Source organism: Mycobacterium sp. 94-17 (assembly GCF_035617725.1).
Classification (GTDB): domain Bacteria; phylum Actinomycetota; class Actinomycetes; order Mycobacteriales; family Mycobacteriaceae; genus Mycobacterium.
Map to the genome: position 1 here is coordinate 72804 of NZ_JAPIYN010000015.1, position 25613 is coordinate 98416.

The window sequence follows — 25613 nt, forward strand, 5'->3', positions numbered from 1 at the left end:
GAAATGGACCGGTACACGGTCATTTCGGCCGACTGCCACGCCGGCGCTGACCTGCTCGACTACCGCGAGTACCTCGATCCGCAGTACCGCGAGGAATTCGACGGCTGGGCGAAGACATACGTCAACCCGTTCGGCGACCTCACCGAGGCCGACGCCGAACGCAATTGGAACACCGATCGGCGCAACTCCGATCTGGATGCCGAGGGCATTGCGGGGGAGGTGCTCTTCCCCAACACCGTGCCCCCGTTTTTTCCGCAGGCGAGTCTGGCGGCGCCCCAACCGGAGTCGGGCCGGGAGCTGGAACTGCGCTGGGCCGGCCTGCGGGCGCACAATCGCTGGCTGGCCGACTTCTGCTCGTTGTCGCCCGAGCGGCGCGCCGGGGTGGGCCAAATTCTGGTCGGGGATGTCGACGAGGCCGTCGCCGAGATAGCCCAGATCGCCAAGCTGGGCCTTCGCGGCGGTGTGCTGCTGCCCGGAATTCCTCCGGGTAGCGCCATCCCGCAGCTCTACGCCGAGCACTGGGCGCCGCTCTGGGCGGCGTGCGACGAGGCGGGGGTGGTGATCAACCACCACGGCGGCAACGCCGGACCGAACCCGACGGACGGATGGGGCAGTTCGTTCGCGGTGTGGGTGTACGAGACACACTGGTTTGCGCACCGGGCGCTGTGGCACCTGATCTTCAGTGGCGCAATGGATCGGCATCCGGACCTCACCGTGGTCTTCACCGAGCAGGGCGCCGGATGGATACCGGCGACTCTCGACTCGCTCGATGTGGCGGCCGCCCGCTACGGGCGAGCGAACTCCGCGATCGCGCGCTTCGCCGGGCCCACCGCCGGCTCGTTGAGCCTCAAACCCAGCCAGTACTGGGCCCGTCAGTGTTACGTCGGCGCCAGCTTCATGCGCCCCGTCGAATGCGCCGAGCGCCACGGCATCGGCGTCGACCGGATCATGTGGGGGAGCGACTACCCGCACTTGGAGGGCACCGCGCCCTACACCCGAGAGGCGTTGCGCCACACGTTCAGTGACGTCCCGGCCCACGAGGTGGCGGCCATGGTCGGCGGGAATGCGGCCGCCGTCTATGGCTTCGACCTGGATGTTCTCGCACCCCTGGTCGACCGAATCGGACCGACCGTGGCCGAGGTTGCCGAACCGCTGGCGGCCGTGCCCGCCGACGCGAGCAGCACCGTCTTCGAGCCCGATCCCATCCGTGCCTGGTAGCGAAAGGACCGCCGTGAAGCCCTATCTCATCATCTCGGCAGACACCCACGCCGAGCTGCCCACCGAGCAGTACCGCGAGTACGTCGACCCGGAATACCGGGAGGACTTCGAGACTTTCCTGGCCGAGAAGACCGCCGCCGCGGCGCAGGCCAGCGGCTTCATCGATGAAGAGTTTGCCGAGCAGTGGTTCGACGAGCACGGGGAAGGGATCGCGGGCGGCTGGGACGTCGCACAGCGCGACCGCGAGCTCGACGGCGACGGCGTCGCCGGCGAGGTGATCTTTCCCGACGCCGACGCCGTCACCGGTGTCGCCGGGGCGCCGTTCGGCGCGGGCTTGGGGCAGTCTGCCGACCTGGACCCGGGACGTGCGATGGCCGGGGCGCGGGCCCACAACCGCTGGCTGGCCGAACTGTGCAGCAGCAGCCCGGAGCGACGGGCGGGGGTGGCGGTGATCCCGATACTTGCCGACGTTGACGCGGCGGTGGCCGAGATTGTCCGAGCGGCCGACGCCGGCCTGCGCGGCGGCATCATGATCCCGGTGCTCTGGGGCGACTATGCGCCCTACCATGACCGCCGATACGACAAGGTCTGGGCCGCCTGCCAGGACCTGCAGATGCCGGTTCACACCCACGTTGGTCCCGCCCCCAGCGAACAGTACGGTCCGCACCTGGGCATCTACACGACCGAGGTGCGCTGGTGGGGGGTCCGGCCGCTGTGGTTTGCCTTGTGGGGCGGTGTGTTCGAGCGTTTCCCGAACCTGCGCTGGGGTGCCACCGAGTGCGGCGCCTTCTGGGCCAACGATCTGTTGTGGCTGATGGACACCCGGTTCATGCGTGAGCACTCGGCCAAGAAGATGAGCCGACTGCTGGAGGGCGATCTGACCATGCCGCCGTCGGCCTACTTCGACCGGAACTGCTTTATCGGCGCCACCACCACCGAACGTCGCGAACTGGCCCGGCGTTACGAGATCGGCGTTCCAAACATGTTGTGGGGCAACGATTATCCCCACCCCGAAGGAACGTGGCCGCACACCCGCGATTGGCTGCGCCGCTCGTTCTGGGACATTCCGATAGACGAGACGCGGCAGATGCTGGGCCTGGCGGCGGCCGAGATCTACAACTTCGATCTGGATGCCCTCACCGGGCTGGCCGAGCGCATCGGCCCGACGCCGGGCGACCTGGGCCAGGACGACGCGGTGAGCATCCCCAAGTGGGAAGCGGCCCGTCAGGCCGGACGGCACTGGCTGACCGACGCGGAACCCATCCCCGACCTGGTGCAGAACTAGAGGGCACGCTCCAGGATCGGGCGCGCGCCAACCGCCTTCCGCGTGTCTCGGGTGCCGGGATCTACTATCGGCCAATGATGGGCCGGCCCTTGCGATGCGCGATCGCGCGCGCGGAGATGGGTTGAGCGTGCCCCTCAAGCGCGTTGACGAATTGAAGCCCGGAGACAGGATTCGCATGAAAGTTGGGCACGCCACCGTCATAGCGACCGAGCCCCTCGACGACGACCGCACCCTGCTCACCTTCACGTACGGGACGAAAGGCCCGGCCGACAACGCGCTGACCGTGGACGTTCTGGACGACGACGAGTGGGGCTGGTAAGGCCACCCCGGCCACGACGAACATCGGGCGCGTCAAGAAGTGAGCAGGGACCTTGTCCACGACTGCTCGGCAGACGACTATTGAATCGCTGCGGAAGCGGAGGAGGAACCATGGCTCCAAGGCGTCTGAAGGGCTTGGCCGGTGTGTCCGCGGCGTCGCTGGCGATCGCCCTGTCACTGCCGCCGACGGCCTGCGCCGGTAATCCGTCCTGGAACGGCCAGTACGCAATAACGTTCATGGTCGGCCCCAAGGCCGGAACCAGCATGGCGGTCGGCAACCCGGAGGTCCAGCACACCGAGACCTATGGCTTTTCCTCGACCTGCACCAACGGGAAATGCGTCGCCACCATCATCAGTGGCCCTGCGCCCCGTAACCCGACGGTTCCGCAGCCGGTTCAGTTCACCTGGGATGGAACGTCTTGGTCGCAGGTCAACGATTTCCAGTGGGACTGCATGATGCCGGACACCACGATCCAATGGAATCCGGCCCGAGCCGAGGTGCACTACACGCCCCAACCCGACGGGTCGCTCGACGGCATCATGCACACCGACATCGCGAGCGGCGCGTGCCAGGGGACCATCGACATGGATATGAAGGCCGAGCGCGTCTGAATCAGCCGGACATCCCGCGGCCACCGTTCAGAGCTGTATTCCGTTGCGGCACATCTTGTCTGACCGGGATTGCGCTCAGGTGTGGACTTTCCAGCCCGCCAATGGGGTTGGTGCCGCCGGGGCGTCGGGATCGTTGAACTCGATGTACACGTCGCCCTGGGCGATGGTGCCGGGATAGGCGATGAACCCGTGCGCGGTTTGGCCGTCGGTGACGCTGCCCGTGCGCAGGGGCGGCATCTTGTTGATCTTCTGGTAGTCGACCATGGGTGAGCCGCCCTCGGTATCCCGGTTGGGGTCTTGCCTCCACGGGGAGGAGGCGGCGGTGACGGAGGTCTGGCCGTAGTGGAACGGCAGGCTGGACTTGCCGGCGATGGTGAACTCGACGACGTTGCAACCCGCGCCGCCGTAGCAGCCGGACGAGACCCACGTCGCGTTGTTGAGAGTGACGTCGGCGGTCGCGGTGCTGTACTCCGTGACGTGGATGGTGGTGCCGGACTTTCCGGTCGGGAAGGGCGACTGTTGAGTCGTCGGGTCCGCGGTGCTGCGAGCCGCGGTCAGACTGGCGGTCAGTGCCAGCGCCGCAGCGAGAGCGCTCAGGTGAGCAGGTCTGGTCACTGCGCGACGATAACGCATTTTGAACGCACGGGCGGATCGGGTGCGGTCTATTTTCGCCGCACCGGGACGTCCGGGATCGCCGCGAATCGACTCTGACGAGGCGCCGCCGGCCCTAGACTGGCTGCGAAATGAACTCCTGACAGAGCGCCGTATTGAACGCCCTTCACGCGTGGGAACAGGGGAGATGACTCGTTCCGGAAGATCGATGCGGGAACAATTCGTCACGGTTGACGTCAATTTTTCTTGGCACCTGGTCTGGTTGTTCGCGATATTGGAAGGAATCACGGTTCCTTTGCTGGCCCTCTTTTCCGAGGGAGGGCCCAAAGTCAGCCGGGTGTCCCGCACCGCAACGGCCGCCGCGCAGTTCTCGGCGTTCGCAAACAGGATGCTGATCGTCGGTGCGTACGGGTTGGTCATCGGATTCGTCGGCGCGCTGGTGGTCTATGTGTTGTTGAACTGGATCGTTCTGCCGAGGGTGCGAATCCGGGTGAACGATGCGGTTATCGTGCGTGTGCTGCGCCCCCTTGCCATGGGCACGTGGGGAGGCGTGCTGCTCGCGGTCATTTTTTGGATACAGACATGTATCGCCGGCTTTCTGGTGTTCCCGCCGGCCGTGAATCTGATGCTGTTCGGATTCGTCTCCGCCGCAGGCAGTGTCGCGGTGACGGGTACCGCGTATTCACGCGTGGTAAAAGCCGTGCCGAAGCTGGGAATTCGGCTGGCCACCACGCGGCAACGACTGCAGTTGTCCGAAATCCCGGTCGCGTCGTTTTCCCTATTGGTCGGAGTTTATGAAGGACTGGCGGCGCCGATTCTGGACCGCTGGGAACTGGCGCCCCACCATAAGATATTGATCGCGCTGCTGGTGGGGGTTTCGGGTGGCGCATTCAGTAGTTTCATCGTCGTCGCGTTGGCGCACCTGGGTGCGATCAAGAAGCGCATGTGGCTGAAATTCTCACCAGCTCCGCTCCGCCCATGCGACGCCGGCGGTTCACCCGGGTGACGCCTGCCGGGCACGCCCGGGGTGGGACATGCCGAAAAGGGGTACCCGCACTCAGCGCGTTTTTGGCGAACCGGAAGAAAAGGAAACGCTGGTGAGTGGTGCGAATAAGGCCCGCAACAAGGTGGACCAGATCACGGGAAAGGTCAAGGCGGCGTTCGGGCGTGCGATCAACGACCCTGCGCTGGAAGCGCAGGGCAGAGCCGACCAGCGGGTGGCTCACCTGAGAGACGCCGGCGAGAAGGTCAAAGACGCGTTCCGGCCGCGCCGCCGCCGCCCGATGCCTCGGCGCCGGCCGAGATAGCGGGTCAGTTCCGGCCTTTGGTCTGACTCACGCACAGCCTGAACAGATTCCAGGAGATGTCGGCCTGCATGCCGGCCCGGTCCAGGTACGTCCGCCAGTCGTCGCGGCGGAAGCTACGCGCAATCGAGATGACCCCGTCCTCGCGCAAGATGCGGTGCCAGCGCATCACGCGTGCCAGGGCCGGGAAGCTGTAGTACGGCAGCGCGTGGCGCTGCAGGTCGACGATATGCCAACCGCGCCCGGCGTTTTCGTCGAGCCAGGACAAGAACTTGACGACGTCGTCGTCGCTGAGATGGTGGGTGAAGTGGGAGCTGACGATGAAGTCGGGCTGCTCGGTGAACGCATACTCAAATACGTCGGCCGTCCGGTATTCGATATCCATGCATTGCGGCGTCACCTCGCGTGCGATGGCTGTGCTGCGCGGGTTGGCGTCGATGCCCGATAGCCGAACCTTCAGCCCGCGCCGCCGCGCCCAGGTAGCGATGGCACGCGACAGGTCACCATGCCCGCAGGCCACGTCCAGCACGGTGACTGTGCCGCCGGGCGGGATGGCGGCGGTGGCACACGCCAGCCAGCGAATCGTCGGGTAGTGGGTGAACGTCATGCGATTGACGACGGCAAGCTCACCCAGGCACCGCTGATAGGTGGCCAGGTCTGTGCTCTCGTCGTCCATCGTCTCCGGTTGCGTACTGCGCGAGGAGAGTCGCATCGGTTGCCCCTTACGTTGCCAGTGTCGAAGGGAGCGTATGACGCGTCCGCTGTGGTCTCATGCTGCAGGACGCGCCCCGAAGTGGACCGTGCCGAAGCCGGTGCGCAGCGACACGTAGCGGGCGTCGACGAAGCCCGCGTCCAGCATCGCCTCACGTAGTTCGTCGCGTGAGAGCCAGGTGCGGATGGAATCGGACGTGTAGTGGTGGGCGTCGCGATGCCAGGAGAACGCCCAGCCCACCGTCGGCATCACGCCGAAATAGAGCACATCGTGAAAGGCCTTCAGCGGCTTGGAGTTCGGCGTGCTGAAATCGAGCACCATCAGCCGGCCGCCCGGCCGCAGGACGCGCCGGACCTCGCGGAGCGCCTTCCCGCGGTCCGCGACGTTGCGCAGCCCGAAGCCGATGGTGGCCACGTCGAACGAAGCATCCGGGAATTGTAGATCCATGGCGTCTCCCTCCCGAAAGTCGATGACCCCGCCCCGTCGCCCCCGGGCGACGTCAAGCATCGCCGCGCAGGAGTCGACGGCGACGACCTCGCCTTGCGGCCCGACCGCGGCCTTTTCCGCGAACGCCAGATCTCCCGTCCCGGTGGCGACGTCCAGCACTCGTTCCCCGGGGCGAAGCGCGCAAAGCTCGATGGCCTGTCGCTTCCACACGCGGTGCAGCCCGACCGTCCATACGTCGGTCATCACGTCGTAGCGCGGGGCCAACGCGGAGAACAACTCCTTGACGTAGCCGCTCTTGGCTTCGTCGGACTGATTCCATCGCCGTGTCATCATGGGGACCCTCCGCACATCGGGACGTCCCCCCGATTCGTCGATGGGAGCATAGGCGTTTGGGCGGTTACTCACGCGCGGAATGGTCGAAATTGCGTGGGCGTCCGCGGGCGCTTCGAATTCCACAAATCGCAAGACACCCCACGGCCCCCCGCATAGCCTCGATCTAGGCGCCAAACGGTCCCCGGGATGGTCCTAGCTGCGAGGCGGCCCACCGGGGGCTGCGACCACACAAAGGAAACATCATGACCACCACTGATCACCTCGGCCGCGCCGCTGGATCCAAGCGTCAAAAGTCGTCCGCCGCAATCATTTTCGCCGCCGTGTTGGGGATGGTTGTGCTCGGGCCGGCGGCGGCGGCCAACGCGGACCCGCCACCGCCTAACACTCCCCAGCCAAGCCCGACCGCGCCCCACAATCCGCACTCGGAATCCGGCCTCTGCAACCAAACGGACCGTCCGGCCGATGTCCCGCCGCCGCCCCCTGGCTTCTGCGGCTGAGGGCCGACAAATGAACTGGACGACGTTGGTTGCCAACGCGCTCGTGCCTCTCGCGTCGGTGATTTCCAGCGCCACCGTCGCGATCTGGACCAAGCGCATCGACGCCCGGAACAAGGAGCAAGACCGCCGCCACGAACGTGTTCTCGATTTCGAGAAGCGGGCGGCCGATGACAAAAAGGCCGTGTTGAAGGCGCTGATCTCCGCGATCATTTACGTCAAGCGCGCGGCCCAATACGAAGGCACCGGCACCGCCGAGGAGATCGCCAACCAGCGCCGCGCAGAAGCCATTCGAGAGCTCTATGACTTCCGCATGCGTCTGGGCCTCGACGACGGGGTGGCCGAACTGATGGTCTACGCCGCGCCACCGGTGCGCGACGTGGTGAGTCGGCTGCTCGACGAGTGGGATCGTCAGTTCCGCGAGCACGGGTTCTCGCTGACCCAATTGGATTCGTGCAAGCGGCAATTGGCGCAGACGACCGCGTGCCCCGCTCCGCAGGAGGACGTGACCGTGTACTACGAGGGCGAACTCAAGTGGTCCGAGCTGAGGAAGGTGGAGACGGTGTGGCTGGACCGGTTGGGCAGGGAATCGGATCTCGACCTCGACGCCCTCGTTGAGCTGTGCGACCGCACGCTGGAGGCCGCGCACAAGGACTTGCGCGGCGGTTACGGGCTCGATTACTGACTCATCTCGCAACTTATCGACCCCAGCGCCCGCGACCGCGCGGTGACCTTCTCAGATATCCCGGGCCGCGAGGCCCGAGCCGGGTGTCGAATGCGTAGGCACCCGGCCCGGTGAACACCAGCAGAAAGAAGGCCCAGCAGTACATGACCGCGGCTTCACCGCCGTTGTTGATCGGCCAGAACCCGTGCGGAAAGTGGTGGGTGAAGTACGCGACGGCCATTTCGCCGGAGGCGATGAAAGCCGCTGGACGCGTGAACAGTCCGAGGCTGATCAAGGCGCCGGTGATCAACTCGATCAATCCCGAGAGCCAATAGATCGTGCCAGCGGGCGCGGCGACGGTAGCTCTCGGCCAGCCGAACAGCAGCGACGTGCCGTGGCACAGGAACAAGAGGCCGAAGAAGATCCGGAACAGGCTCAGGACCGTCGGCGCGTGCGGGTTGAGTCGGGTTTCCAACCGTTGGGTCATGGGGCTGACGATACGCAAGACGCGGGTTTGGCCGACCTGCCTACACAACCAATTTCAGTGTCAGAGGCTGCCCGGCGTGCCGGCGGGGACCTGCATGCCCATCCAGTTGCATGGCGTCCAGGTTCGCCACGCGTAAAGGGCGCACTGCTGTTCTGGTGTCAAAGGTCCGGGACCCGCGCACGGCGGGGTGCCGGCTGTCCCGCACACCGGGTCAGCCGCGGCGGTGGGGATGCCTGCGAAAGTGCCGGCTGCGATGGACAATGCGAACGCGGTGAGCGCGCAGAGGCGTCGGATGTGATTCATGGGTAACTCGGATCTGTAGTCGTTCGCGCAGATCGTAACGCCGACGTCCGACACCGCGGGCCGCTTTCGAACAGGCGATCAACTTGGTGCAGCAGGCGAGCGACTAGGTTAATCAAGGGAATTCACTTCGCTCAGCAGCATCCCAACGGCTCAGATATGAGCCCAATAACATTGGGGGGAAAGCTATCTTGTAGTCAGCACCAGTGACGGGTGGGGAAGCGATCACGTTGCTGGATATGGCTGAGTGGCTGCGGCACAAGCTAACTCTGCGGGTTTTGTGGCCTGCCGGGATTCGGAAACGCCGGGTTGGTGTAGGCCGGTGTCTGTGGCTCATCGTCGGAGTTCGGAGCGATCGCCGTCGGCGGTCCGGTCTCCGGCTGGGCCGCTGGTGCTGCGGGTGGCGGGGGTGCCCGATGTTCGGGCGGCGGCGGCTTGGGCACCAAGTGGTTCTTCCACGCGCCCGGCGGGTTGGGCGCGGGGCCGTTGGTGTTATCCGGCCAGCGCCATGAACATCCACCGCTAGCGCCCCCGAAATCGCCTGCGGGAATGGTTAGCCCAAAGCCCATGATCGTTCCACCGATGGGTGCGTTGCCACCCGGGCCACCCATGTTCCATCCGCCGTATTCGCAGTGCCAGTGCGTGCTGTTCTCTTCGGTGGGGAAATCGCAGTAGTACGTCAAGGCGCCCGCCTCGAAGGTACTTCCGCCAATGCCGGGGTAGTCGCAGACGCCGGGGCCTGGAATGTTGCCGCCCGGGCCGGCCGACGCCACGGGGGCATTGAGAGTTACCCACGCCGTAACTCCCAGTGCCGCAAGTAATCTAGATGCCTTGCTCAACGACCCTTTCCCCAAACGTCTTCTGGCTCGGCAATGCAGCGCGTACCTCGAGCGCGGACCGCTATCCAAGTTCTACAACTCCCGCGATGATTTCGCAGCGGATTTGGGATTCGTCCGCGTTCGAGGTGTCGATATCTGGTCGGCTCCCACGGCGGCGTTATTCGATCGCTCGATTGGACGTCGTTGCGGACAGGTCGCCTACGTACCGGCTACAAGAGCGCCTTGTATGCCCTGGTCGCCGACCCGGCCGATCCGCGGGCGCCCGACGCGCACGCTCGCCGGTGCACAAATTTCACGCCTGACCACGGAGGAATTACCAGATGACGACTTCGGCGTTTTCACCGCCATAGCAACGGGTCGAGATCGTCGTCGATCCATCGCTGAAATATGCCGGGTATCGGCCGGCGCACGTCATCTCGTAGCCATCGCCGGTGACCGGTGAGTAGGCAGTGAAGTGGTTGGACATGCCTGAGGCGTAGAAGATTTGACGCACGTTGGCCGCGAATGCACAGCTGGTATGGCCACCGACGACGCCTTCATGTCCGTCTGGGCAGATGGTGAAGACGTGGGTGCCGCCGGGAGGCGGCACGGCGCCGCTGTCATGAACGCGCGGAGTAGGCGGGGATGCTTCTGCGCTGAGTGTCGCCGGGGGTGCGGGTGTGACCGTCACCGTGGACGGCGGTGGTGCTGCAACCGGCGGCGGCGCAGCGGTGATTGGTGGGCTGACGGCAGCCTGTGTGATCGTGACTGGACTCGCAACGGCCGAGGCGGGTGTCGGGCGAGTCTGGTCGTGGAGGTAGAACCCCAGCCAGATCGAAAGACCAACAACGACAGCAAGTCCCACGGCGGCCAGCAGGATGATGCTGGCGCGTTCGGCGGCAGCTTCCCACGAACCGCCGGTTTCGTTGTCGTCGGCACGGGACCAGGCGAGCTCAGGGCCGGCTACGGGCGGCGGCGCGACGATCTCCGTCTCATCCGCGCCAGGGGCGACCGCAGTCTCATCACTACCGACAGCCGCGGTCGGTGGCTGCTCGTTGTCGTGGGTATAGGTGCTCATCGTCCGGGCTTTCTCGCTGTTTGGTCGAAGTGTTGCACCGAGGGGTGACAACGGTCCGGGAGATCGCTGCTTGGGCAGCTTGAATCGTCCGACGCGCCGCTGACCAGGATCGTCACCAGGCCCAAATCGGCCGTGAGAGGGCGCCGACTGACAGCACGATTGAAAGTCACGTAATGGGCACGAGGCCACGAGTTCTACAAAAAGCCGCTGACCTGCACAAACACTGGTGCGCGATACTGGGATTGAACCAGTGACCTCTTCCGTGTCAGGGAAGCGCTCTCCCGCTGAGCTAATCGCGCCGGGAAACCAAGGTTGGAGGTGGAGACGGGAATCGAACCCGTGTGCACGGCTTTGCAGGCCGTTGCCTCACCACTCGGCCACTCCACCGTTGGGGTCCACGCCACTTGCACCTTCGAGCGGATGACGGGATTCGAACCCGCGACCCTCACCTTGGCAAGGTGATGCGCTACCAACTGCGCTACATCCGCGCGCCTCGGACGAGATCGTCGCCCGGTGCGAAGCACGACGATAGTCCACGTGAGCGGGCACATACAAATTTCTTGGTACAAGCCGTGTCCAGGCTACCGCGACCGCCTGCCACACCCTGTGGCCGGTATTGTCGGGTGCTGGCGCGTGCTAGTCTTCGACGTCGTTCGCCGTCTCGGCGCCGGTCCCGTGGCTCAGTGGGAGAGCGTCCGCTTCACACGCGGAAGGTCGCTGGTTCGATCCCAGCCGGGACCACCCAAGGTTTGCGCATGCCATGCTTCGCCCACCAGTTTGGTGCTGCGACCCTTCAGATATTCCGGTCCTGTCAGCACCGTTCTTCATTCCGTGGTTAGTTGACGACCGGCCCATTTCCCACGCATTGCCCGGACTGGTAGTGGTAGCCCGCGCCGCGACTGTAAGCGGTGGAGGTCGCAGGACCCGGCACGGTCGAGGTGACGGTTGTAAACACTGTTGTTGCCACGGTCGTCAGCGAAGTGGTGGTCACGGTCGTCGGAGAGGATTCGGTCACGGTGGTAATGGACGGTTGGGTGACGACCGTTGTGACGGTGACGGGGGGATCAGCCGGCCGTGGCGGTCGGTCCGGCGCGGAATGTATTGCCGCACGAGCCGGGGCGGCACTGTGGGTTTCGATACCGAGGGCGGCTCCGAAGAGCGCCGGTAAAAATCCCATGGCCAGCAGTACACCGGTCATCCGTGGGACCCGTGGTCTCGCTTTCGTCGTATCGAACGTCCACACCACGACCATCTCCTCGTTTATGAAGGCCCCCGGGGATGCCCCGGGCCGGGGTTGACGGGCGCCGCTTGCGCTGTGGGAGGGAAGACGGTTCTGATCGTCGGCGGACCACTGACTGTCACTGTGGTGGGCGCCGTCACCGTCGTCAAAATCGTTGACGGCACCGTCGCCACTACGGTCGAGGGGATTGTCGTCGTCACAGTGGACGGGAACACCGTCGTATTGGTGATGGTGATGGTCGACCCGGGCGGAGGCGGCGAGCCGCCCGATGCCGGCCCGGTGGGTGACCCATTTGCCGGCCCGGCGGGTTGCCCATTCGCCGGCCCGGCGGCCTGCCCGCTGGTGCCCTGGTCGGTCCCGGGTGGGGGCCCCTGCTTGGAGGTGCTATTTATCGTCTTATCGTCGTCGCCAAGTTGGTTCCGGCCGGTGCCTGCCTCGACGGGCCGCTCATCGTGACCACGAAGGTGATGGCCCCCGCGATAACCACCGCGAGGCCGGCAAGGACGAGCGGAACGAGCTTCTTGTTGCTCATCTGCGTTGAGCCATCGCCCGGTGCCGACATTTCGCCTCTGTCCCCAAACAGGTCCGGTTACAGCGCCGACGCAGGACGTTCCGACCGCCGCGGCGGGAGATGAGCATACCGTTTCGGCCCCGGTGCTGTTCGCGCTTCAGTGCCAGACGGCGGAGTCAGCCCATCCCTCGAAACGCGGGCTCTTGCCTGATCACACCAGCTAGGCCACCATGAACTGCATGAGTAAGGTAACCCTAACTACAGAGCTGCCGATCCCGGTCGAGACGGCCTCCGCGCTGGCACGCAAGCCGGAGCTGATGCGGCATGTCCTCAGCCCGGTCCTGCGGACGTACCGGCTCGACGTCCCCGAACACATCCAGGTCGGCACCCAAGGCTCGGCACGCTTGTGGTGGTTTGGCGTGATCCCGGCCTGGACCCACCACATCGCCATCAAACGCCTCGAGCCCACCGAGATCTACACCAACGAGCACGGTGGACCCGTCCGCACCTGGAACCACCGCCTCACATTCGAGCCCATCGACGACGGCAGCTGCCGCTACACCGACGAGATCGAAACCGACGACGGCCTGCACGGGCTGCTGACCCGCGCCTTCGTCCGGGTCATGTTTCGCCACCGGCACCGGCGGTGGCGCCGCCTCGCGCAGATCCTCCGCTGAAACTCGAATGCCCGCAGAGCCATTCGGGTGGTCAGATTTTCACGCACACTCGCGCTCGACGTCCAGGCGCCCGGCTCCGCAGATACCGTAAGGGCTACAGTAGCGACGTCGACCCGAGAGGAGTCCCGTGGCGCAAACACCGCAGAGCACCCCCCGTCCGCCCGACGGCGATTGGCTGGGCACGCCGTACCTGCGCTTCGAGCGCCACGGACCGATCGCGGTGTGCACCATCGACCGGCCCGACGCCCGCAATGCGCTGAGCCCGGCGATGTATTTCGGAATCCGTTATGCGGTAGGGCGTCTCACCGAGGACCCGGATCTGGCCGGATTGGTGCTCACCGGCACCGGCGACGTCTTCGCGCCCGGTGGTGACATGGGCGGCGGGGGAGGCGAGGACAACTGGATCACTTTCGGCTCCGCGTTGGGCATGGACGTGACGCCGTTCGACGCCGTGCGCACCTCGGCCAAGCCCATCGTCTCGGCGGTCAACGGGCTATGCCAGGGCGGCGGATTCCAGATCGCGCTGTGCAGCGACCTGTCGGTGGTCAGCGACCGGGCGACCTTCCGGGTGCCCGAACTCTTCCGCGGCTACGCCGACACCTACTACAGCCAGATGCTCACCCGAGTCATCGGGCCGGTGCGGACCCGTGACCTGATGTTCACCGGGCGGGTGCTCACCGCGGTCGAGGCCCTCGACTGGGGCCTGGTCACCAGGGTGGTCCCGCACGAGGGTCTGCTGGACGCGGCGAAAGACCTACTCACGCAATGCTGTCGAACCGCGCCGCGCGCCCGCGGTGTCATCAAGTCCAGCATCGACAGCTACCTGGGCCTCTATGACCGCATCGGCATGACCGCCAGCCTGTCCGACGCCGAGGCCATCGAGGGGTTCCGCTCGTTCAAGCAACGGCGATCACCCGACTGGGTGCACCCGGAACTGCGCGTGGAGGGGCGCCTCTAGAACACTCAGATTCGCCGGCTGCGGTCACGCCAAAACGGTTCCCGCAGCATCGTTTTCAGGATCTTTCCGCTCGCGTTGCGGGGGAGCTCCGGCACGAAGTCGACGGTCCTCGGGCATTTGAAGCCGGCCAAATGCTGTCGGCAGAATTCGATGACCTCGCCCGCGTCGACCTCGCCGTCGGTCACCACGATCGCCTTGACGGATTCGCCCCAGAAGTCGTCGGGCACCCCGATCACCGCGGCGTCCTCGACGGCGGGATGCTCGATGAGCACGCTTTCCACCTCGGGCCCGTACACGTTCTCGCCGCCGGTGATGATCATGTCCTTGATCCGGTCTTCGATGTAGACGTAGCCGTCGGCGTCCAGGCGCCCGACGTCGCCGGTGCGAACCCAGTCATCGGCGGTGATGGCCTCGGACGTCGCGTCCGGGCGGTTGAGGTAGCCGGTCATGTTCTGGTTGCTGCGCACCCACACCTCGCCGGACTCCCCGGGCGGCAACGGCTTTCCGGTCTCGGGGTCGACAATGCGAATCTCGCAGCCCGGCACCGCCTTTCCTGCTGCCAGCTGCAACTCGGGCCGCGCGGCGTTGCGGTGATCGTCGTCGGACAGCGCGGTGACCGCGCCGCACAGCTCCGTCTGCCCGTACACCTGCACGAATTTCGTTTCGGGCCAGGTGGATAGCGCCCGGTGCAGCAACGGCAGCGGCATCGGCGCGGCGCCGTACACCATGTAGCGCAAGCCGCCGATGGCGGCGGTCGCCGCCTCACCCGCGTCCAGGAACCTTGCGATCACCGGCGGGACGAAGAAGGCGTGGGTGGCCCCGGCCCGCACCGCGCCGATCAGTGCGGCGGCGTCGGGCTCGCGGGTCATGAATGTCGGAGCGCCGGAACGGATCCCGAACAATGCGTAGCCGATTCCGCCGACGTGGAACAGCGGCATGGCCACCAGGTTCGCGTCGCCCTCGTCGAAGGGGAACGCCGGGGCCAGATTCGACGCGTGTTTGACCAGCGCGCGTTGACTGAGCAGCACACCCTTGGGGCGGCCAGTGGTGCCCGAGCTGTAGATCACCAGGGCCGTCTCGTTCTCGTCGACGCCCGGGTCGGGCTCGGTCGGTGTCGCCGCGGCTAGCAGCGCCTCGAACTCGTCGCCGATCTCGATGATGCGTTGCATGCCCGGTACCCGCGTGCCGGCCGCCTCGGCGGCGGTGCGCAGCTCGGCGCCGACCAGCAGCACGCGGGCGCCGCTGTCGGCCAACACGTGCACGAGTTCGTCGCCGATCACCCGCCAGTTGACGACGGTGGTGACTACGCCGAGGGAGGCGCCGGCGATGAGCACTTCGAGGCACGCGGGGTGGTTCTTGTCCAGGATGGCCACGCAGTGGCCGCGCTCGAGACCGGCGGCGCGCAGCGCCCCGGCCGTGCGACGAATCCGCGAGTCCCACTCGGCCCACGACCACTGGCGTTCGCCGAACCGGATGGCGATCGCATCGGGCCGCCGCCGTGCGTGGCGTTCGACGATCCCGGCGAGCGTCTCCGCCGTGCCGGTCGGCGTATCTGCTGGTGGCATGAACCTCTCCGCGTTCGATGTGTGCCACTAGCTAACACGGGATGTGCCGTGCCCGAGAGGCCGACCCATGCCTGCCGCGGGTGGGTGACGACTCACTCCATGGAGCCGATCATCGTTCCGCCCTCCGCGGCCGCTTGGGTGGTCGCACTGCTGTCCTGCCGGAAGTCGACGAACGCCGACTTTCCGGTCGAGGTGCTCAGCAACTCGGTGAACCTGCCGATCACCGGGATCGTGCCCTGCGGATTCACCACGGTGGCCGTGTAGTCGACGAAGGCTTCCTGCTGAAAGTTGGGACCGGGCAGCGGGTTCACCTCCGGCGGCGCCAACCGGCGCACGTCGGTCAAGATGGCCGATGCGCCACTGGCGAATTGGTCGATATCGGCCTGCAGGAGCCCCGCGGCGTCCGTACCGCCTCCCGGCTTGACCGCGATCCGCAGTTGCGCGCTGGTGTCGGCGTTGTTCAGTGCCACCCAGTTCGGGCCGCGATGCGCCATGGTCCAGCCGGGAGCGGGGGTGACCAAGACGCCCTGCGCGATGGCGATCGCGTCATTGGACGCCAGTGTCACCGCGGCGGTGGTTCCGGCCTCATTGGCGCTACAGGCCAGGGCGATCGCGGCGGTCAGGGCGGCGGCGCGCACCGCCCGAGGCTGAGTCGCCGGCATCGTTATCCTCACCTCATCGGGCGCTGTGGAATTCGCCCGTGGGCTCATCCTCCAACAGCAGGCGCGACAATGTCCACGCCGGGTTCGCGATGGCCGCTCGCCCGGTCGGCGACTACGCGGGTAAAGCCAACGCCGCGAACCGATTTGACATGGAATGCGATATCGGCGACCCGATTTCGATGCCGTGTGTCACGATGACTGGGCCGACCGGCCCGACCGACCCAGAGACAAGGATCCGACATGGTGAACCCCGACCGCGCCCGTTCCCGCACCTTCGTCGTAACCGGCGCGGCGTCGGGCATCGGACTGGCCGCCGCCCGGCGGCTGTTGGCCGAGGGGGGCACCGTGATCGGGGCCGACCTCGTCGCCCCGCCCGACGGCCTGGGCGCGCGGTTCACCTTCGTGCCGGCCGACGTGACCGACGAAGCCGCGATCGCGGCGGTGCTGGCCGCCGTGCCGGGCCGCCTCGACGGCCTCTTTCACGCCGCCGGTGTCGCCGGCGGCGGCCCGGTGCACCTTCTCGACCGCGCCGAATGGGACCGGGTGATCGGGATCAACCTCACCGGCACCTTCCTGGTGGCCAAGGCGGCCCTGGCCCGAATGATCGAACAACCCCGGGCCGACGGTGAACGCGGCGCGATCGTGACGGTCGCCAGCGTCGAGGGCCTGGAGGGCACCGCCGGCGGCAGCTCCTACAACGCGGCCAAGGGCGGCGTCGTGTTGCTCACCAAGAACATCGCGCTCGACTACGGGCCCAGCGGCATCCGGGCCAACGCCATCTGTCCCGGCTTCATCGAAACGCCCATGGTTCACAGCGTCTTCAGCCTTCCCGGCATGGAGGGACCGCTGGCCTCGATCACCAAGGAGCACGCCCTGCAGCGGCTGGGGCAGCCCGACGAGATCGCCGCCATGGCCGCCTTTTTGCTGTCCCCCGACGCCTCGTTCGTCAGCGGCCAGGCCCTGGCCGTCGACGGCGGCTACACCGCCGGTCGCGATCACGGTGTCGTCGAACTCTTCGGCTTTCCGCACTGATCCAACTAAGATTCGTCCATGAGCGGTGGACTGACCCCTGACGAAGCTATCGAGGCGATCAAGGGCGCCGGGGGGGCCCGGCCCGGTTGCCGCGCGTTGCACGCCAAAGGCACTCTGTATCGCGGCACATTCAGCGCCGCCCCCGATGCGCCGATGCTTTCGCGCGCAACACATCTCGATGGCTCAACCATCCCGGCGCTGATCCGCTTCTCCAACGGATCGGGCAACCCCGAGCAGCGCGACGGCGCCTCCGGTGTGCGCGGGATGGCGGTGAAGTTCACCCTGCCCGACGGATCCACCACCGACGTCTCGACACAGACCGCCCGGCTGTTCGTCTCCAGCACACCCCAGGGCTTCATCGATCTGCTCAAGGCGATGCGGCCCGGCCTGACGACGCCGCTGCGTATGGCCAGGCACCTGCTCACCCATCCGAAGCTGCTCGGCGCCTTGCCCATCCTGCGCGAGGCGAGCCGGATCCCGGCCAGCTACGCCACCACCGAGTACCACGGATTGCATGCCTTCCGCTGGATCGCCGCCAACGGCAGCGCCAGATTCGTTCGCTACCACCTGGTTCCGACCGTATCCGAGGAATACCTGTCCGGGTCCGAGGCCCACGGCAAGGACCCGGACTTCCTCACCGACGAGCTGAACGCCCGTCTGGACGGCGGCCCGGTGCGATTCGATTTCCGGGTGCAGATCGCAGGCCCCACCGACTCGACGGTGGACCCGTCGGCGGCCTGGCAGAGCACGCAGATCGTCACCGTCGGCACGCTGGCGATCACCGGCCTGGACACCGAACGCGAACACGACGGCGACATCGTGGTGTTCGACCCGATGCGAGTCACCGACGGCATCGAGCCCTCCGATGATCCGGTCCTGCACTTCCGGACCCGCGCGTACTCGGCGTCGGTCAAGCTACGTACCGGCGTGGAGCGCGGCGCCGAAGCCCCACCCGCCTGAGCGGGGGGGGAGGGCCGCGAGCCGTGGTCGCCGCGCGCCGAAAACGGCCGCAGGCTAAGGTTTTTGTTCGGTGTCGCCGATGCAGATGTTCCTCATATGCCTGGCCGGACTGGGCGCTGGCGCGATCAACGCGCTGGTCGGGTCCGGCACCCTGATCACCTTCCCCACGCTGGTCGCGCTCGGCTATCCGCCGGTGACGGCCACGATGTCCAACGCGACCGGACTGGTCGCCGGCAGCGTCTCGGGCACCTGGGGCTATCGCAGCGGGCTGCGCGGTCAGTGGGATCGGCTGCGATGGCAGCTCCCGGCCTCGCTGGCCGGCGCGGCGCTGGGCGCCTACCTGTTGCTGCATCTGCCCGAGCAGGTGTTCGCCGAAATCGTGCCGGTGCTACTGGTGCTGGCGCTGGTGCTGGTGGTGGCCGGGCCGCGGATCCAAGCGTGGACGGCCCGCCGCGCCGAGCGGGCCGGGCGCTCACCCGATCACCTCAGCCCCCGCCGGCTGGCCACCCTGGTGTTCGGCACGTTCGCCGTCGGTGTCTACGGCGGCTACTTCACCGCCGCGCAGGGCATCCTGCTGGTCGGACTGATGGGTGCCCTGCTGCCGGAGCCGGTGCAGCGCATGAACGCCGCCAAGAACCTGTTGGCCCTGGTAGTGAATGTGGTTGCCGCCGTTGCGTATACGCTGGTGGCGTTCCACCGGATCAGCTGGGCCGCGGCCGGGCTGATCGCGGCGGGTTCACTGGTCGGCGGGCTCCTCGGCGCGCGGTACGGCCGCCGCTTGTCGGGCAACGCGCTGCGCGCCGTCATCGTGGTCGTCGGACTGATCGGCCTGTATCGCCTGCTGGCCTTGGCCTGACGGGAAACGCGATGCGGCAACGGGATTGGCCGGCCTCGGGCAGCGCCTCAACTCAGCGTGGCCGCGGCGGCGTCGGCGATGACATCACGCACCTCGCCGCGCCGCCGCCACGCCCGCAGCTGACGCATCGCCCCGTTACCGACGGATACGACGCGCTCGAGCTCGTGGCGAACCCGGTCGTACTCGCCCAGCGACTCCAGCGCGGGGCGCACCCGCTGCACCAGGGCGCCCAACTGCTCGGCCGCCGGCACCGCCCCGTGGCCATTGGTCAAATCGAGTGTGTGGCCGGATAACCCGTCGTGCGCGGCCTTCCAGTATGCGGCGCGCAGCGCACCGGGCGGCAGCCGCCGGGGGTCACCGGGTGAATCGACGGCGGTCATCACCGCCGCCCTGATCAGGGTGGCAAGCAGCACGGTCTCGGCGACGGTCGACGGCACGTCGGCGACCCGGACCTCCACCGTCGGGAAATCCGCCGAAGGGCGTACGTCCCAATAGATCATGTCCCTGTCCAGGATCACCCCGGTATCGACCAGCATGCGCACCGCATCGTCGTACTCGTCGGGCGAGGCGAAGAACGGCGGCGCTCCAGCGGCGGGCCAGCGCCGCCACAGCACGCTGCGCCAGCTCGCGTGGCCGCTGTCCGCGCTGCGGTATATCCGCGAATTCGCCGACAGCGCAAGTAAAGACGGCAACCACGGTCGCAGCCAGTTGCTGACGTGGATGGCAGCGGCACGGTCGGGCACCTGCACGTGTACGTGGCATCCGCAGATGCCCTGCTCGTGGGCGATCATGCCGAACTCCTCGCCGATCCTGCGGTAGCGCGGGTTGTCGGTGACGGGAAACTCGTGCGGTGTGGCCGGCGGGAGACCGCAGGCCAACAGCCGGACGCCGACGGCCTCGGCGGCCTGCGCCGCGGTGCGTCGCAGCCGGCTGAGCTCCGCACCGAGTTCGGCGCCGGTGGAAACGACCCGCGATGTGGTTTCCACCTGGCAACCGCTCAGCTCGAGCTGCAGCTCGACGCCCCGCCGCTCGGCCTCCGCGGCCACCGCGGCGTTGTGCGGGACGGGCTCGCCGGTTTGTGGGTCGACGAGGAGGAATTCTTCCTCGGCACCGATGGTGGGGTGCTCGCCCATGAGCCGACCGCGGCCCCCGGATCTAGCAGCGTGCGGGCGCTGACAGCGCGGAGTCGACGGTCGGGTAGATCGGCAGCACGCCGCCAAGACCGCACGCGTCGACCACGCGCGTGACGAACGGCGCACAGGTCACCACGCGCAGGTCGATGCCGCGTTCCCGGCAGCTGTGGGCCTCCTCGGCCAGCACCGCGAACGCGCAGCAGCCCATGAAGTCGAGTCCGCTCACGTCGACGACGAAGGGGCCGGGCGCGGTGACACCGCTGCCCGCCTCGCGCACCAGGTGGCGCCAGGTGTCCTCGTTGCAGGCATCGACCTCGCCGCCGGCATAGATCACCACCGACGGGCCGCTGCGGTCCGCGGTCGCGCGCAGCGTGGAGTTGGGGTCGCCGAGTTTGTAGACGAGTTTGGTACTCAGCGTCAGATGACTGGTAGGCATCGCTTCAACAACGACGGAATTCATGGTGGACCCCCTGATCGACAGGCGTTCGAAAGACGCCCCGATGGATGCCCGTCCTAATGTCTGAAGACAGACCGTTCGTTAGGTGAATATCATTTCTATAACGAGACAGGGCGGTCTGTCTACTGGCGGATGCCTAAGAGTACGTTAAGTCCTGTATGACAACTTCCGATGTCGGTGAACCGTCGGCGTCGCCGCGCGAACGCGTCCTGACCGCGGCCTATGACCTCTTCAGCCGGCGCGGCATCCACGCGGTGGGCACCGATGAAGTGATCGCCCGGGCCGGTGTCGCCCGCGCGACGCTGTACCGCCATTTCGCCACCAAGAACGACCTGGTACTGGCCGTGCTGAAGCGCCGCGAGGAGCTCTGGACCGACGGTCTGATCGACGAGCAGTCGCGCCGGCGCGGAAACACCCCCGAGGAACAGTTGCTCGCCATCTTCGATGTCATGCATGACTGGTTCCAGCAGCGCGACGGCTGCGAGGGCTGCTCGTTCATCAACGTGCTGCTCGAGGTCGGGCCCGATCACCCGGCCGGGCAGGCCTGCATCACCCACATCGAACACGTCCGCGACATCGTGCGGCGCCGTGCCGTCGCGGCCGGGCTGATCGACGTCGAGGACTTCGCGTCGTCCTGGCACATCCTGATGAAGGGCGCGATCATCCTGGCCGCCGTGGGGGATCTGGACGCCGCGCTGCGCGCCCGCAAGATGGCCCGCAGCCTGATCGACGAACACCGGCCGCCGTTGCTGGCCGAGACGGGCGAGGCCGTGTAGTCAGGCGGCGTCGGACGCGGTGCTGCCGGTCTTGCGGTAATGCTCGGCCTCCAACTCTGCGATCATCCGGGATGTGCGTTCCCGCAACAGAATTGCGGCCGTCAGCCCGGCCATGACGGCGATCACCAGGCCGATCCAGGAGAACCGTTCCAGCCAGCGCTCGGCCGCGATTCCGGCGTAGTACACCAGCGCGGTGGTGCCGCCCGCCCAGCAGATGGCACCCGACACGTTGGCCGCCAGGAACCGCGGATAGTGCATCTTCAACGCGCCCGCGAGCGGGCCGGCCAAAATCCGCAGCAGTGCGATGAACCGGCCGAGGAAGACGGCGCGAACGCCCCAGCGGTTGAACAGCTTTTCGGCAAGCGCGACATGGCCGGGACCGAAATGTTTCGGAAAGCGCCGGCCGAGCCGGTCGAAGAGCGGCATCCCGAACCGGCGGCCGATCGCATACCCGATCGAATCGCCGACCACCGCCCCTATCACCGCCGCGACGCCGACCCCGACCGGATTGACCGCCAGGTCATGGTGCGACGACATCAGCGCCGCGGTGACCAGCACGATCTCTCCCGGAAGGGGAATGCCCAGGCTCTCGATCCCGACGATGCCGCCGACCACCAGGTAGACCGCGAGCGGCGGAATCGAGTGCAGCAAGGGCTCCAGATTCATGCGTCAAGGATGCCTGACCGATTACAGATCCACGGCTTGAGGTGCGGGCTCGAACTCGCCGGGGTGCCCAGCCCCGCCAGCCGCGGACGTTTGGGTGCGCGGCCGTCGTACGACGACAGGCCGCGCAGCCGCCGCCAGATCCACGGGGCGAAGCTCTCCCGCGTCCAGCGCAACTGCTCGTAGGTGCCGGCCGCGACGGAGCGCTGGCTCAGATTGGGGCCGCCGCGGGCCCAATCATGGTTGCTCTCAGGCAAATTGAGCGCTTCGGCGGCCGCTGCGGCGAACAGGATGTGGCCCTTGGTGGACGCGTGCACCCGGTCGACCGCCCAGGTGTCCAACTCGCGCATCGACGGCGCGGTGTACAGGTCGACCAGCCGGAAGCCGTAGCGATGGGCGGCCGCGCTGATGGCCCCGTTGATGCGGGCGAGCCGCCCGGCCACCAGCCGCCCGAGCGGCAGGAACTGGGCGACGTTCGGGAAGGTCGTCGTCACCACCGTCGCGCCCGACTCGGCCAGCGCGGCGTAGATGTGCTCGAGGTCGGCCAGGGCGGGGGCGAAGGACCGCCCGGGCTGGATGACGTCGTTCATCCCCGCGCAGACCGTGACCAGGTCGGGCCGCATCGCCAGCGCCTGCGGCAGCTGCTCGCTGAGCACGTGCCCGATCCGCTTTCCGCGGATCGCGAGGTTGGCGTATTGCAGGCCCGGATACAGCGAGTCGACCAGCACCGCCAGCCGATCGGCGAATCCGAGCAGGCCGACGGCGTCGTCGCCGTCCCATAGGCCCTCGGTCTGGCTGTCGCCGATGGCGACGTAACGGTGGTATCCAGCGTGAACAGCCCGGCTCACGAAGCCGAGAATAACCCGAAGCCGCGCCGATCACTGGTTACCGTGGATCCATGTCACACGAGCGTGAGCCTGGCGCCGGGGATGTCGTGGCGCCGGGCGCCGATTCGGTTGCGCCGCAGTATCCGATCGAGTCGGTCGACAACGCGCTCAAGCTGCTGCTGCTGCTGGGTGAACAGCCTCAGATCCGGCTGAGCGAGGCGACCCGCTATCTGGGCGTGGCGTCCTCGACCGCCCATCGGTTGCTGGCGATGCTGGCCTATCGCGGTTTCGTTCGGCAGGACCCGGTGTCCAAGGCGTATCTGCCTGGCCCGTCGCTGACCGGGGTGGCGTTCGCGATCTTCGGCCGCATCGACGTCGCGCGATCCGCCGCGCCCGTCATGCACGGCCTCAGCGAACAACTACGCGAAACGGTGCATGTCGGCATGCTGGACGGGGCCAGCGTCCGGTTCGTCGCCGCCGTCGAGGGACCTGCCGCAGTGCGGGTGGCGTCGCGGCTGGGCCGCGCCATGCCGGCCCACTGCACCTCGACGGGCAAGGTCATGCTGGCCCAGTTGCCCCAGCCGGAGTTGCGGGCGCTGCTGCCCCGCGAACACCTGACACGGATCACGTCGCACTCGATCGGCAGCCGCACCGAACTGGAAGCCGAGCTGGCCGACATCCGCGAACGCGGCTATGCCACCAACCGGGAGGAAAGCGAAGAAGGGGTCGCCTCGGTTGCCGTGCCGATCCCGACGCGCGCCCCCGGGCTGCGGCTCGCGCTCAACGCCGCCGCGCCGCAGAACCGGCTGAACGTATCCCGGTATCCCGCCGTGGCCGCCGTACTTGTCAAGGCGGCCAAGGAGATCGGCGATCAGCTTGGCTAGCCCGGCTAAGGCATGCCACCTCGTGCCGCCAGGCCGCGTCGGCGGTGAACGCGGACCCCAAGTCCGGCAAGTCATCCCAGTCCGCGTCGTCGATGTCACGCAGCGCGCCACCGGCCGCGCGCACCCGCAACGCCATCCGCGCCAGCGCGTCGATGCTGATCGCCTGCAGCACCGCCTGCGGCACCGTGGCGGCGGCGCTGGTGATGCCGTGCCCGCGGCAGATCACCACGGGACGGCCGCGCATCGCCGCCACCATCTCCTTGCCCAGGCGCGAATTCCGGATCAGCACAGCCCGTTCGTAGACGGGAACACCGCCGCGCGCCAGCCAGGCGCCCGGGATGTCATAGGCGCCGTAGATCGGTCGGATCGTGATGCCCGCCAGATCGGCGGCGACCACGTCCGGTGGATGCAAATGCGCGACGGCGACGTGCCCGGGGTCGGCCAGCATCGTCTCGACGTGGATCGGCAGCTCGTTGGGCACGCGATACTCGTCGAGTTCGCCTGGGGCACCGGCGGTTCCGTCGAAGGTCACCAGCCGGATGTCACGGGGCCGGGTTAATGCCACCCCGGTGTCGGTGTCGCTGCGGCACCGCACCAGCAGGCGGCTGTCGCCGACCCGCAGGCTGAGGTGGCCGAGGATGCCGTCGACCAGGCCGCGGGCCGCCGCGACGCGGCACCCCTGCGCCACCAGGGCGCGCTGCCGAACCAGGGCCGTCATCGCGGGGGTCCCAACCCGAATCCGCCGTCGGGCCGCAGGGTTTCACCGGTGAACCCGCGGGCGCGTTCGGACGCCAGGAACACGTAATTCCACGCGTGGTCCTCGCCGGTGAGCGCGACGTGCAGGGGAGTGCGCGCAGCCACATCCCGCGCCCGGTTCGGGCTGTCGTCCAGGCGGGTGTGGTCGAGCCCCAGGCTGGACAGGCCGCGCAGGTCGGTGTTGAGGGTGCCGCCGGGTGCCACCCCGTTGACCCGGATGTCCGGCGCCAGTTCGTGCGCCAACGCCGAGACCAGCCCGCGCACCGCGAATTTGGAGGACACGTAGAGCACGCCACCGCGTCCGGGATAGAACGACGACGCGGACTCGGTCAGCACGATCGAGGAACCACGCGCGTCGCGCAGCGCCGGGATCGCGGCCTTGACCGACTGCAGATGGCTCAGCACGTTGGTGCGAAACATCTCGTCGAACGCATCGGGCAGCGCGTCGGCCCCGATGTCGCCCACCCCCCGGTAGAAGTCGAAGACCCCGACGCAGTTGACCAGGGTGTCCAGCCCGCCGAACGCGTCGACCGCCGCGGCGACGGCACGGTCGTTGGCGTCGCGGGTGGTGGCATCGCCCTCGACCACCGGCACCCGGGGCAGCTGTTCTCGCAACGCCGCGGATTTGTGTGGATCACGTTCCAGCACAGCGATATCGGCGCCTTCAGCGTCGAAGGCCGCGACCACGGCACGGCCGATCCCCGAACCGGCACCCACGACCAGGGCGCGTTTGCCGTCCAGCCAGCCCGTCATGGCTGCGGTTCGCCGTCGTCGGGCAGCAGGGGGGCATGGGAATTGCCGACCATGGCGGCCAGCGTACGGGGGTTCTGCCAGGTCAACGCTTCGACCTCGAGCGCGTCCAGGGTGATCCACTGCCCGGATCGGGGCGCGCTGATCAGCAGGCGCGATCCGTTGCGGGTGTCGACCCGCCGCACCATCACCTCGGTGAATTCGTTGGCGACGGTGATCGCCTC

General features: G+C 67.3%; 30 protein-coding genes and 4 tRNA genes. 15 read left to right on the forward strand and 19 right to left on the reverse strand.

The window, feature by feature from the left end; all coding sequences use genetic code 11:
- The first annotated feature begins 3 nt into the window (after positions 1 to 3).
- The 4 genes from OQ789_RS17715 (at position 4) to OQ789_RS17730 (ending at position 3433) form a co-directional block, all read left to right on the forward strand.
- Positions 4 to 1218 carry an amidohydrolase family protein gene (locus OQ789_RS17715; protein WP_324687348.1) on the forward strand — a complete coding sequence of 405 codons (1215 nt, stop codon included), beginning with the start codon at positions 4 to 6 and terminating at the stop codon, positions 1216 to 1218.
- A gap of 13 nt (positions 1219 to 1231) precedes the next feature.
- Complete coding sequence (locus tag OQ789_RS17720) at positions 1232 to 2503, forward strand: amidohydrolase family protein (protein WP_324687349.1); 1272 nt, start codon at positions 1232 to 1234, stop codon at positions 2501 to 2503.
- 175 nt (positions 2504 to 2678) lie between these two features.
- Positions 2679 to 2822, forward strand: a complete 144-nt coding sequence (locus tag OQ789_RS17725) for a hypothetical protein (protein ID WP_324687350.1) — start codon at positions 2679 to 2681, stop codon at positions 2820 to 2822.
- 110 nt (positions 2823 to 2932) lie between these two features.
- Positions 2933 to 3433: a hypothetical protein gene (locus OQ789_RS17730; RefSeq protein ID WP_324687351.1), complete on the forward strand. Its 501-nt coding sequence runs from the start codon at positions 2933 to 2935 to the stop codon at positions 3431 to 3433.
- A 75-nt stretch (positions 3434 to 3508) separates the two neighbouring features.
- Here OQ789_RS17730 and OQ789_RS17735 read toward each other — a convergent pair whose 3' ends face one another.
- On the reverse strand, positions 3509 to 4030 hold the full coding sequence (locus OQ789_RS17735) for a hypothetical protein (protein ID WP_324687441.1): 522 nt from the start codon (positions 4028 to 4030) through the stop codon (positions 3509 to 3511).
- A gap of 223 nt (positions 4031 to 4253) precedes the next feature.
- Here OQ789_RS17735 and OQ789_RS17740 point away from each other — a divergent pair, with 223 nt between their 5' ends.
- A complete protein-coding gene (locus OQ789_RS17740; protein WP_324687352.1) occupies positions 4254 to 5051 on the forward strand; it encodes a hypothetical protein in 798 nt (265 codons plus the stop codon).
- Positions 5052 to 5142: 91 nt separating this feature from the next.
- Complete coding sequence (locus OQ789_RS17745; protein ID WP_324687353.1) at positions 5143 to 5352, forward strand: CsbD family protein; 210 nt, start codon at positions 5143 to 5145, stop codon at positions 5350 to 5352.
- 4 nt (positions 5353 to 5356) lie between these two features.
- Here OQ789_RS17745 and OQ789_RS17750 read toward each other — a convergent pair whose 3' ends face one another.
- On the reverse strand, positions 5357 to 6061 hold the full coding sequence (locus OQ789_RS17750) for a methyltransferase domain-containing protein (protein WP_324687354.1): 705 nt from the start codon (positions 6059 to 6061) through the stop codon (positions 5357 to 5359).
- A gap of 57 nt (positions 6062 to 6118) precedes the next feature.
- Entirely contained in the window at positions 6119 to 6841 is a 723-nt protein-coding gene (locus OQ789_RS17755) for a ubiquinone/menaquinone biosynthesis methyltransferase (protein ID WP_324687355.1), read from the reverse strand.
- Between the two features lie 507 nt (positions 6842 to 7348).
- On the opposite strand from OQ789_RS17755, the gene OQ789_RS17760 reads away from it, so the two are divergent.
- The gene (locus tag OQ789_RS17760) at positions 7349 to 8020 is read left to right on the forward strand and encodes a hypothetical protein (RefSeq protein WP_324687356.1); all 672 of its coding nucleotides are present in this window, start codon (positions 7349 to 7351) and stop codon (positions 8018 to 8020) included.
- Between the two features lie 13 nt (positions 8021 to 8033).
- On the opposite strand, the gene OQ789_RS17765 is transcribed toward OQ789_RS17760, so the two are convergent.
- The 6 genes from OQ789_RS17765 to OQ789_RS17795 form a co-directional block, all read right to left on the reverse strand.
- Positions 8034 to 8486, reverse strand: a complete 453-nt coding sequence (locus OQ789_RS17765) for a DoxX family protein (RefSeq protein WP_324687357.1) — start codon at positions 8484 to 8486, stop codon at positions 8034 to 8036.
- A gap of 563 nt (positions 8487 to 9049) precedes the next feature.
- Positions 9050 to 9559 (reverse strand): hypothetical protein, encoded by a 510-nt coding sequence (locus OQ789_RS17775; RefSeq protein WP_324687360.1) that lies wholly within the window; start codon positions 9557 to 9559, stop codon positions 9050 to 9052.
- 379 nt (positions 9560 to 9938) lie between these two features.
- Positions 9939 to 10682 carry a hypothetical protein gene (locus OQ789_RS17780; protein ID WP_324687361.1) on the reverse strand — a complete coding sequence of 248 codons (744 nt, stop codon included), beginning with the start codon at positions 10680 to 10682 and terminating at the stop codon, positions 9939 to 9941.
- A 224-nt stretch (positions 10683 to 10906) separates the two neighbouring features.
- A tRNA-Val gene (locus OQ789_RS17785) sits at positions 10907 to 10981 on the reverse strand.
- A 14-nt stretch (positions 10982 to 10995) separates the two neighbouring features.
- A tRNA-Cys gene (locus OQ789_RS17790) sits at positions 10996 to 11069 on the reverse strand.
- A 28-nt stretch (positions 11070 to 11097) separates the two neighbouring features.
- Positions 11098 to 11170 (reverse strand) — tRNA-Gly (locus OQ789_RS17795).
- Positions 11171 to 11351: 181 nt separating this feature from the next.
- On the opposite strand from OQ789_RS17795, the gene OQ789_RS17800 reads away from it, so the two are divergent.
- A tRNA-Val gene (locus OQ789_RS17800) sits at positions 11352 to 11423 on the forward strand.
- Between the two features lie 887 nt (positions 11424 to 12310).
- Here the strand turns inward: OQ789_RS17800 and OQ789_RS17805 are convergent.
- The gene (locus OQ789_RS17805) at positions 12311 to 12454 is read right to left on the reverse strand and encodes a hypothetical protein (protein ID WP_324687362.1); all 144 of its coding nucleotides are present in this window, start codon (positions 12452 to 12454) and stop codon (positions 12311 to 12313) included.
- A gap of 209 nt (positions 12455 to 12663) precedes the next feature.
- Between OQ789_RS17805 and OQ789_RS17810 the strand changes: the two genes are divergently transcribed.
- Together OQ789_RS17810 and OQ789_RS17815 are read left to right on the forward strand one after the other, a co-directional pair.
- Positions 12664 to 13110, forward strand: coding sequence for a hypothetical protein (locus tag OQ789_RS17810; protein WP_324687363.1), 447 nt, complete (start codon positions 12664 to 12666; stop codon positions 13108 to 13110).
- 127 nt (positions 13111 to 13237) lie between these two features.
- Positions 13238 to 14068 (forward strand): enoyl-CoA hydratase/isomerase family protein, encoded by an 831-nt coding sequence (locus OQ789_RS17815; RefSeq protein ID WP_324687365.1) that lies wholly within the window; start codon positions 13238 to 13240, stop codon positions 14066 to 14068.
- Between the two features lie 5 nt (positions 14069 to 14073).
- Here OQ789_RS17815 and OQ789_RS17820 read toward each other — a convergent pair whose 3' ends face one another.
- Positions 14074 to 15633, reverse strand: a complete 1560-nt coding sequence (locus OQ789_RS17820; protein ID WP_324687366.1) for a long-chain-fatty-acid--CoA ligase — start codon at positions 15631 to 15633, stop codon at positions 14074 to 14076.
- Between the two features lie 92 nt (positions 15634 to 15725).
- A complete protein-coding gene (locus OQ789_RS17825; RefSeq protein WP_420716144.1) occupies positions 15726 to 16295 on the reverse strand; it encodes a hypothetical protein in 570 nt (189 codons plus the stop codon).
- Between the two features lie 240 nt (positions 16296 to 16535).
- Here OQ789_RS17825 and OQ789_RS17830 point away from each other — a divergent pair, with 240 nt between their 5' ends.
- The 3 genes from OQ789_RS17830 to OQ789_RS17840 all read left to right on the forward strand — a co-directional run bounded on the left by OQ789_RS17830 (position 16536) and on the right by OQ789_RS17840 (position 19143).
- Positions 16536 to 17327, forward strand: coding sequence for an SDR family NAD(P)-dependent oxidoreductase (locus OQ789_RS17830; RefSeq protein WP_324687368.1), 792 nt, complete (start codon positions 16536 to 16538; stop codon positions 17325 to 17327).
- A gap of 18 nt (positions 17328 to 17345) precedes the next feature.
- Positions 17346 to 18287, forward strand: coding sequence for a catalase family peroxidase (locus OQ789_RS17835; protein ID WP_324687369.1), 942 nt, complete (start codon positions 17346 to 17348; stop codon positions 18285 to 18287).
- Positions 18288 to 18357: 70 nt separating this feature from the next.
- Positions 18358 to 19143: a sulfite exporter TauE/SafE family protein gene (locus tag OQ789_RS17840; protein ID WP_324687370.1), complete on the forward strand. Its 786-nt coding sequence runs from the start codon at positions 18358 to 18360 to the stop codon at positions 19141 to 19143.
- Between the two features lie 47 nt (positions 19144 to 19190).
- Here OQ789_RS17840 and OQ789_RS17845 read toward each other — a convergent pair whose 3' ends face one another.
- Together OQ789_RS17845 and OQ789_RS17850 are read right to left on the reverse strand one after the other, a co-directional pair.
- Entirely contained in the window at positions 19191 to 20276 is a 1086-nt protein-coding gene (locus OQ789_RS17845) for a glutamate--cysteine ligase (protein ID WP_324687371.1), read from the reverse strand.
- 22 nt (positions 20277 to 20298) lie between these two features.
- Positions 20299 to 20736 carry an anti-sigma factor antagonist gene (locus OQ789_RS17850; RefSeq protein ID WP_324687372.1) on the reverse strand — a complete coding sequence of 146 codons (438 nt, stop codon included), beginning with the start codon at positions 20734 to 20736 and terminating at the stop codon, positions 20299 to 20301.
- A gap of 155 nt (positions 20737 to 20891) precedes the next feature.
- Here OQ789_RS17850 and OQ789_RS17855 point away from each other — a divergent pair, with 155 nt between their 5' ends.
- Complete coding sequence (locus tag OQ789_RS17855; RefSeq protein WP_324687374.1) at positions 20892 to 21509, forward strand: TetR/AcrR family transcriptional regulator; 618 nt, start codon at positions 20892 to 20894, stop codon at positions 21507 to 21509.
- Here the strand turns inward: OQ789_RS17855 and OQ789_RS17860 are convergent, their stop codons facing one another.
- Both OQ789_RS17860 and OQ789_RS17865 read right to left on the reverse strand, forming a co-directional pair.
- A complete protein-coding gene (locus tag OQ789_RS17860) occupies positions 21510 to 22175 on the reverse strand; it encodes a DedA family protein (protein WP_324687375.1) in 666 nt (221 codons plus the stop codon).
- Positions 22172 to 23020, reverse strand: a complete 849-nt coding sequence (locus OQ789_RS17865; protein WP_324687377.1) for an SGNH/GDSL hydrolase family protein — start codon at positions 23018 to 23020, stop codon at positions 22172 to 22174. Before OQ789_RS17865 ends, OQ789_RS17860 begins: the two co-directional genes overlap by 4 nt.
- 50 nt (positions 23021 to 23070) lie before the next feature.
- Between OQ789_RS17865 and OQ789_RS17870 the strand changes: the two genes are divergently transcribed.
- Positions 23071 to 23883: an IclR family transcriptional regulator gene (locus OQ789_RS17870; protein ID WP_324687378.1), complete on the forward strand. Its 813-nt coding sequence runs from the start codon at positions 23071 to 23073 to the stop codon at positions 23881 to 23883.
- On the opposite strand, the gene OQ789_RS17875 is transcribed toward OQ789_RS17870, so the two are convergent.
- Genes OQ789_RS17875 through OQ789_RS17885 form a run of 3 tightly spaced genes read right to left on the reverse strand, consistent with a single transcriptional unit; the run spans position 23846 to position 25577 of the window.
- Positions 23846 to 24601, reverse strand: coding sequence for a class II aldolase/adducin family protein (locus OQ789_RS17875; protein WP_324687379.1), 756 nt, complete (start codon positions 24599 to 24601; stop codon positions 23846 to 23848). The genes OQ789_RS17870 and OQ789_RS17875 overlap by 38 nt on opposite strands.
- Positions 24598 to 25392, reverse strand: a complete 795-nt coding sequence (gene hcaB, locus OQ789_RS17880) for a 3-(cis-5,6-dihydroxycyclohexa-1,3-dien-1-yl)propanoate dehydrogenase (RefSeq protein WP_324687380.1) — start codon at positions 25390 to 25392, stop codon at positions 24598 to 24600. The genes OQ789_RS17875 and hcaB overlap by 4 nt, the downstream gene beginning before the upstream one ends.
- A complete protein-coding gene (locus tag OQ789_RS17885) occupies positions 25389 to 25577 on the reverse strand; it encodes a dihydrodiol dehydrogenase (protein ID WP_324687443.1) in 189 nt (62 codons plus the stop codon). The genes hcaB and OQ789_RS17885 overlap by 4 nt, the downstream gene beginning before the upstream one ends.
- Positions 25578 to 25613 lie beyond the last annotated feature (36 nt).

What these genes read in the sequence shown, in the direction of transcription:
- OQ789_RS17875 (WP_324687379.1), bottom strand. Translation starts at nt 24,601, where the DNA reads ATGACGGCCCTGGTTCGGCAGCGCGCCCTGGTGGCGCAGGGGTGCCGC.
- OQ789_RS17730 (WP_324687351.1), top strand. Translation starts at nt 2,933, where the DNA reads ATGGCTCCAAGGCGTCTGAAGGGCTTGGCCGGTGTGTCCGCGGCGTCG.
- OQ789_RS17760 (WP_324687356.1), top strand. Translation starts at nt 7,349, where the DNA reads ATGAACTGGACGACGTTGGTTGCCAACGCGCTCGTGCCTCTCGCGTCG.
- OQ789_RS17870 (WP_324687378.1), top strand. Translation starts at nt 23,071, where the DNA reads ATGTCACACGAGCGTGAGCCTGGCGCCGGGGATGTCGTGGCGCCGGGC.
- hcaB (WP_324687380.1), bottom strand. Translation starts at nt 25,392, where the DNA reads ATGACGGGCTGGCTGGACGGCAAACGCGCCCTGGTCGTGGGTGCCGGT.
- OQ789_RS17765 (WP_324687357.1), bottom strand. Translation starts at nt 8,486, where the DNA reads ATGACCCAACGGTTGGAAACCCGACTCAACCCGCACGCGCCGACGGTC.
- OQ789_RS17715 (WP_324687348.1), top strand. Translation starts at nt 4, where the DNA reads ATGGACCGGTACACGGTCATTTCGGCCGACTGCCACGCCGGCGCTGAC.
- OQ789_RS17780 (WP_324687361.1), bottom strand. Translation starts at nt 10,682, where the DNA reads ATGAGCACCTATACCCACGACAACGAGCAGCCACCGACCGCGGCTGTC.
- OQ789_RS17755 (WP_324687355.1), bottom strand. Translation starts at nt 6,841, where the DNA reads ATGATGACACGGCGATGGAATCAGTCCGACGAAGCCAAGAGCGGCTAC.
- OQ789_RS17820 (WP_324687366.1), bottom strand. Translation starts at nt 15,633, where the DNA reads ATGCCACCAGCAGATACGCCGACCGGCACGGCGGAGACGCTCGCCGGG.
- OQ789_RS17845 (WP_324687371.1), bottom strand. Translation starts at nt 20,276, where the DNA reads ATGGGCGAGCACCCCACCATCGGTGCCGAGGAAGAATTCCTCCTCGTC.
- OQ789_RS17725 (WP_324687350.1), top strand. Translation starts at nt 2,679, where the DNA reads ATGAAAGTTGGGCACGCCACCGTCATAGCGACCGAGCCCCTCGACGAC.
- OQ789_RS17830 (WP_324687368.1), top strand. Translation starts at nt 16,536, where the DNA reads ATGGTGAACCCCGACCGCGCCCGTTCCCGCACCTTCGTCGTAACCGGC.
- OQ789_RS17825 (WP_420716144.1), bottom strand. Translation starts at nt 16,295, where the DNA reads ATGCCGGCGACTCAGCCTCGGGCGGTGCGCGCCGCCGCCCTGACCGCC.
- OQ789_RS17740 (WP_324687352.1), top strand. Translation starts at nt 4,254, where the DNA reads ATGCGGGAACAATTCGTCACGGTTGACGTCAATTTTTCTTGGCACCTG.
- OQ789_RS17855 (WP_324687374.1), top strand. Translation starts at nt 20,892, where the DNA reads ATGACAACTTCCGATGTCGGTGAACCGTCGGCGTCGCCGCGCGAACGC.
- OQ789_RS17750 (WP_324687354.1), bottom strand. Translation starts at nt 6,061, where the DNA reads ATGCGACTCTCCTCGCGCAGTACGCAACCGGAGACGATGGACGACGAG.
- OQ789_RS17810 (WP_324687363.1), top strand. Translation starts at nt 12,664, where the DNA reads ATGAACTGCATGAGTAAGGTAACCCTAACTACAGAGCTGCCGATCCCG.
- OQ789_RS17850 (WP_324687372.1), bottom strand. Translation starts at nt 20,736, where the DNA reads ATGAATTCCGTCGTTGTTGAAGCGATGCCTACCAGTCATCTGACGCTG.
- OQ789_RS17860 (WP_324687375.1), bottom strand. Translation starts at nt 22,175, where the DNA reads ATGAATCTGGAGCCCTTGCTGCACTCGATTCCGCCGCTCGCGGTCTAC.
- OQ789_RS17835 (WP_324687369.1), top strand. Translation starts at nt 17,346, where the DNA reads ATGAGCGGTGGACTGACCCCTGACGAAGCTATCGAGGCGATCAAGGGC.
- OQ789_RS17805 (WP_324687362.1), bottom strand. Translation starts at nt 12,454, where the DNA reads ATGAGCAACAAGAAGCTCGTTCCGCTCGTCCTTGCCGGCCTCGCGGTG.
- OQ789_RS17885 (WP_324687443.1), bottom strand. Translation starts at nt 25,577, where the DNA reads ATGGTGCGGCGGGTCGACACCCGCAACGGATCGCGCCTGCTGATCAGC.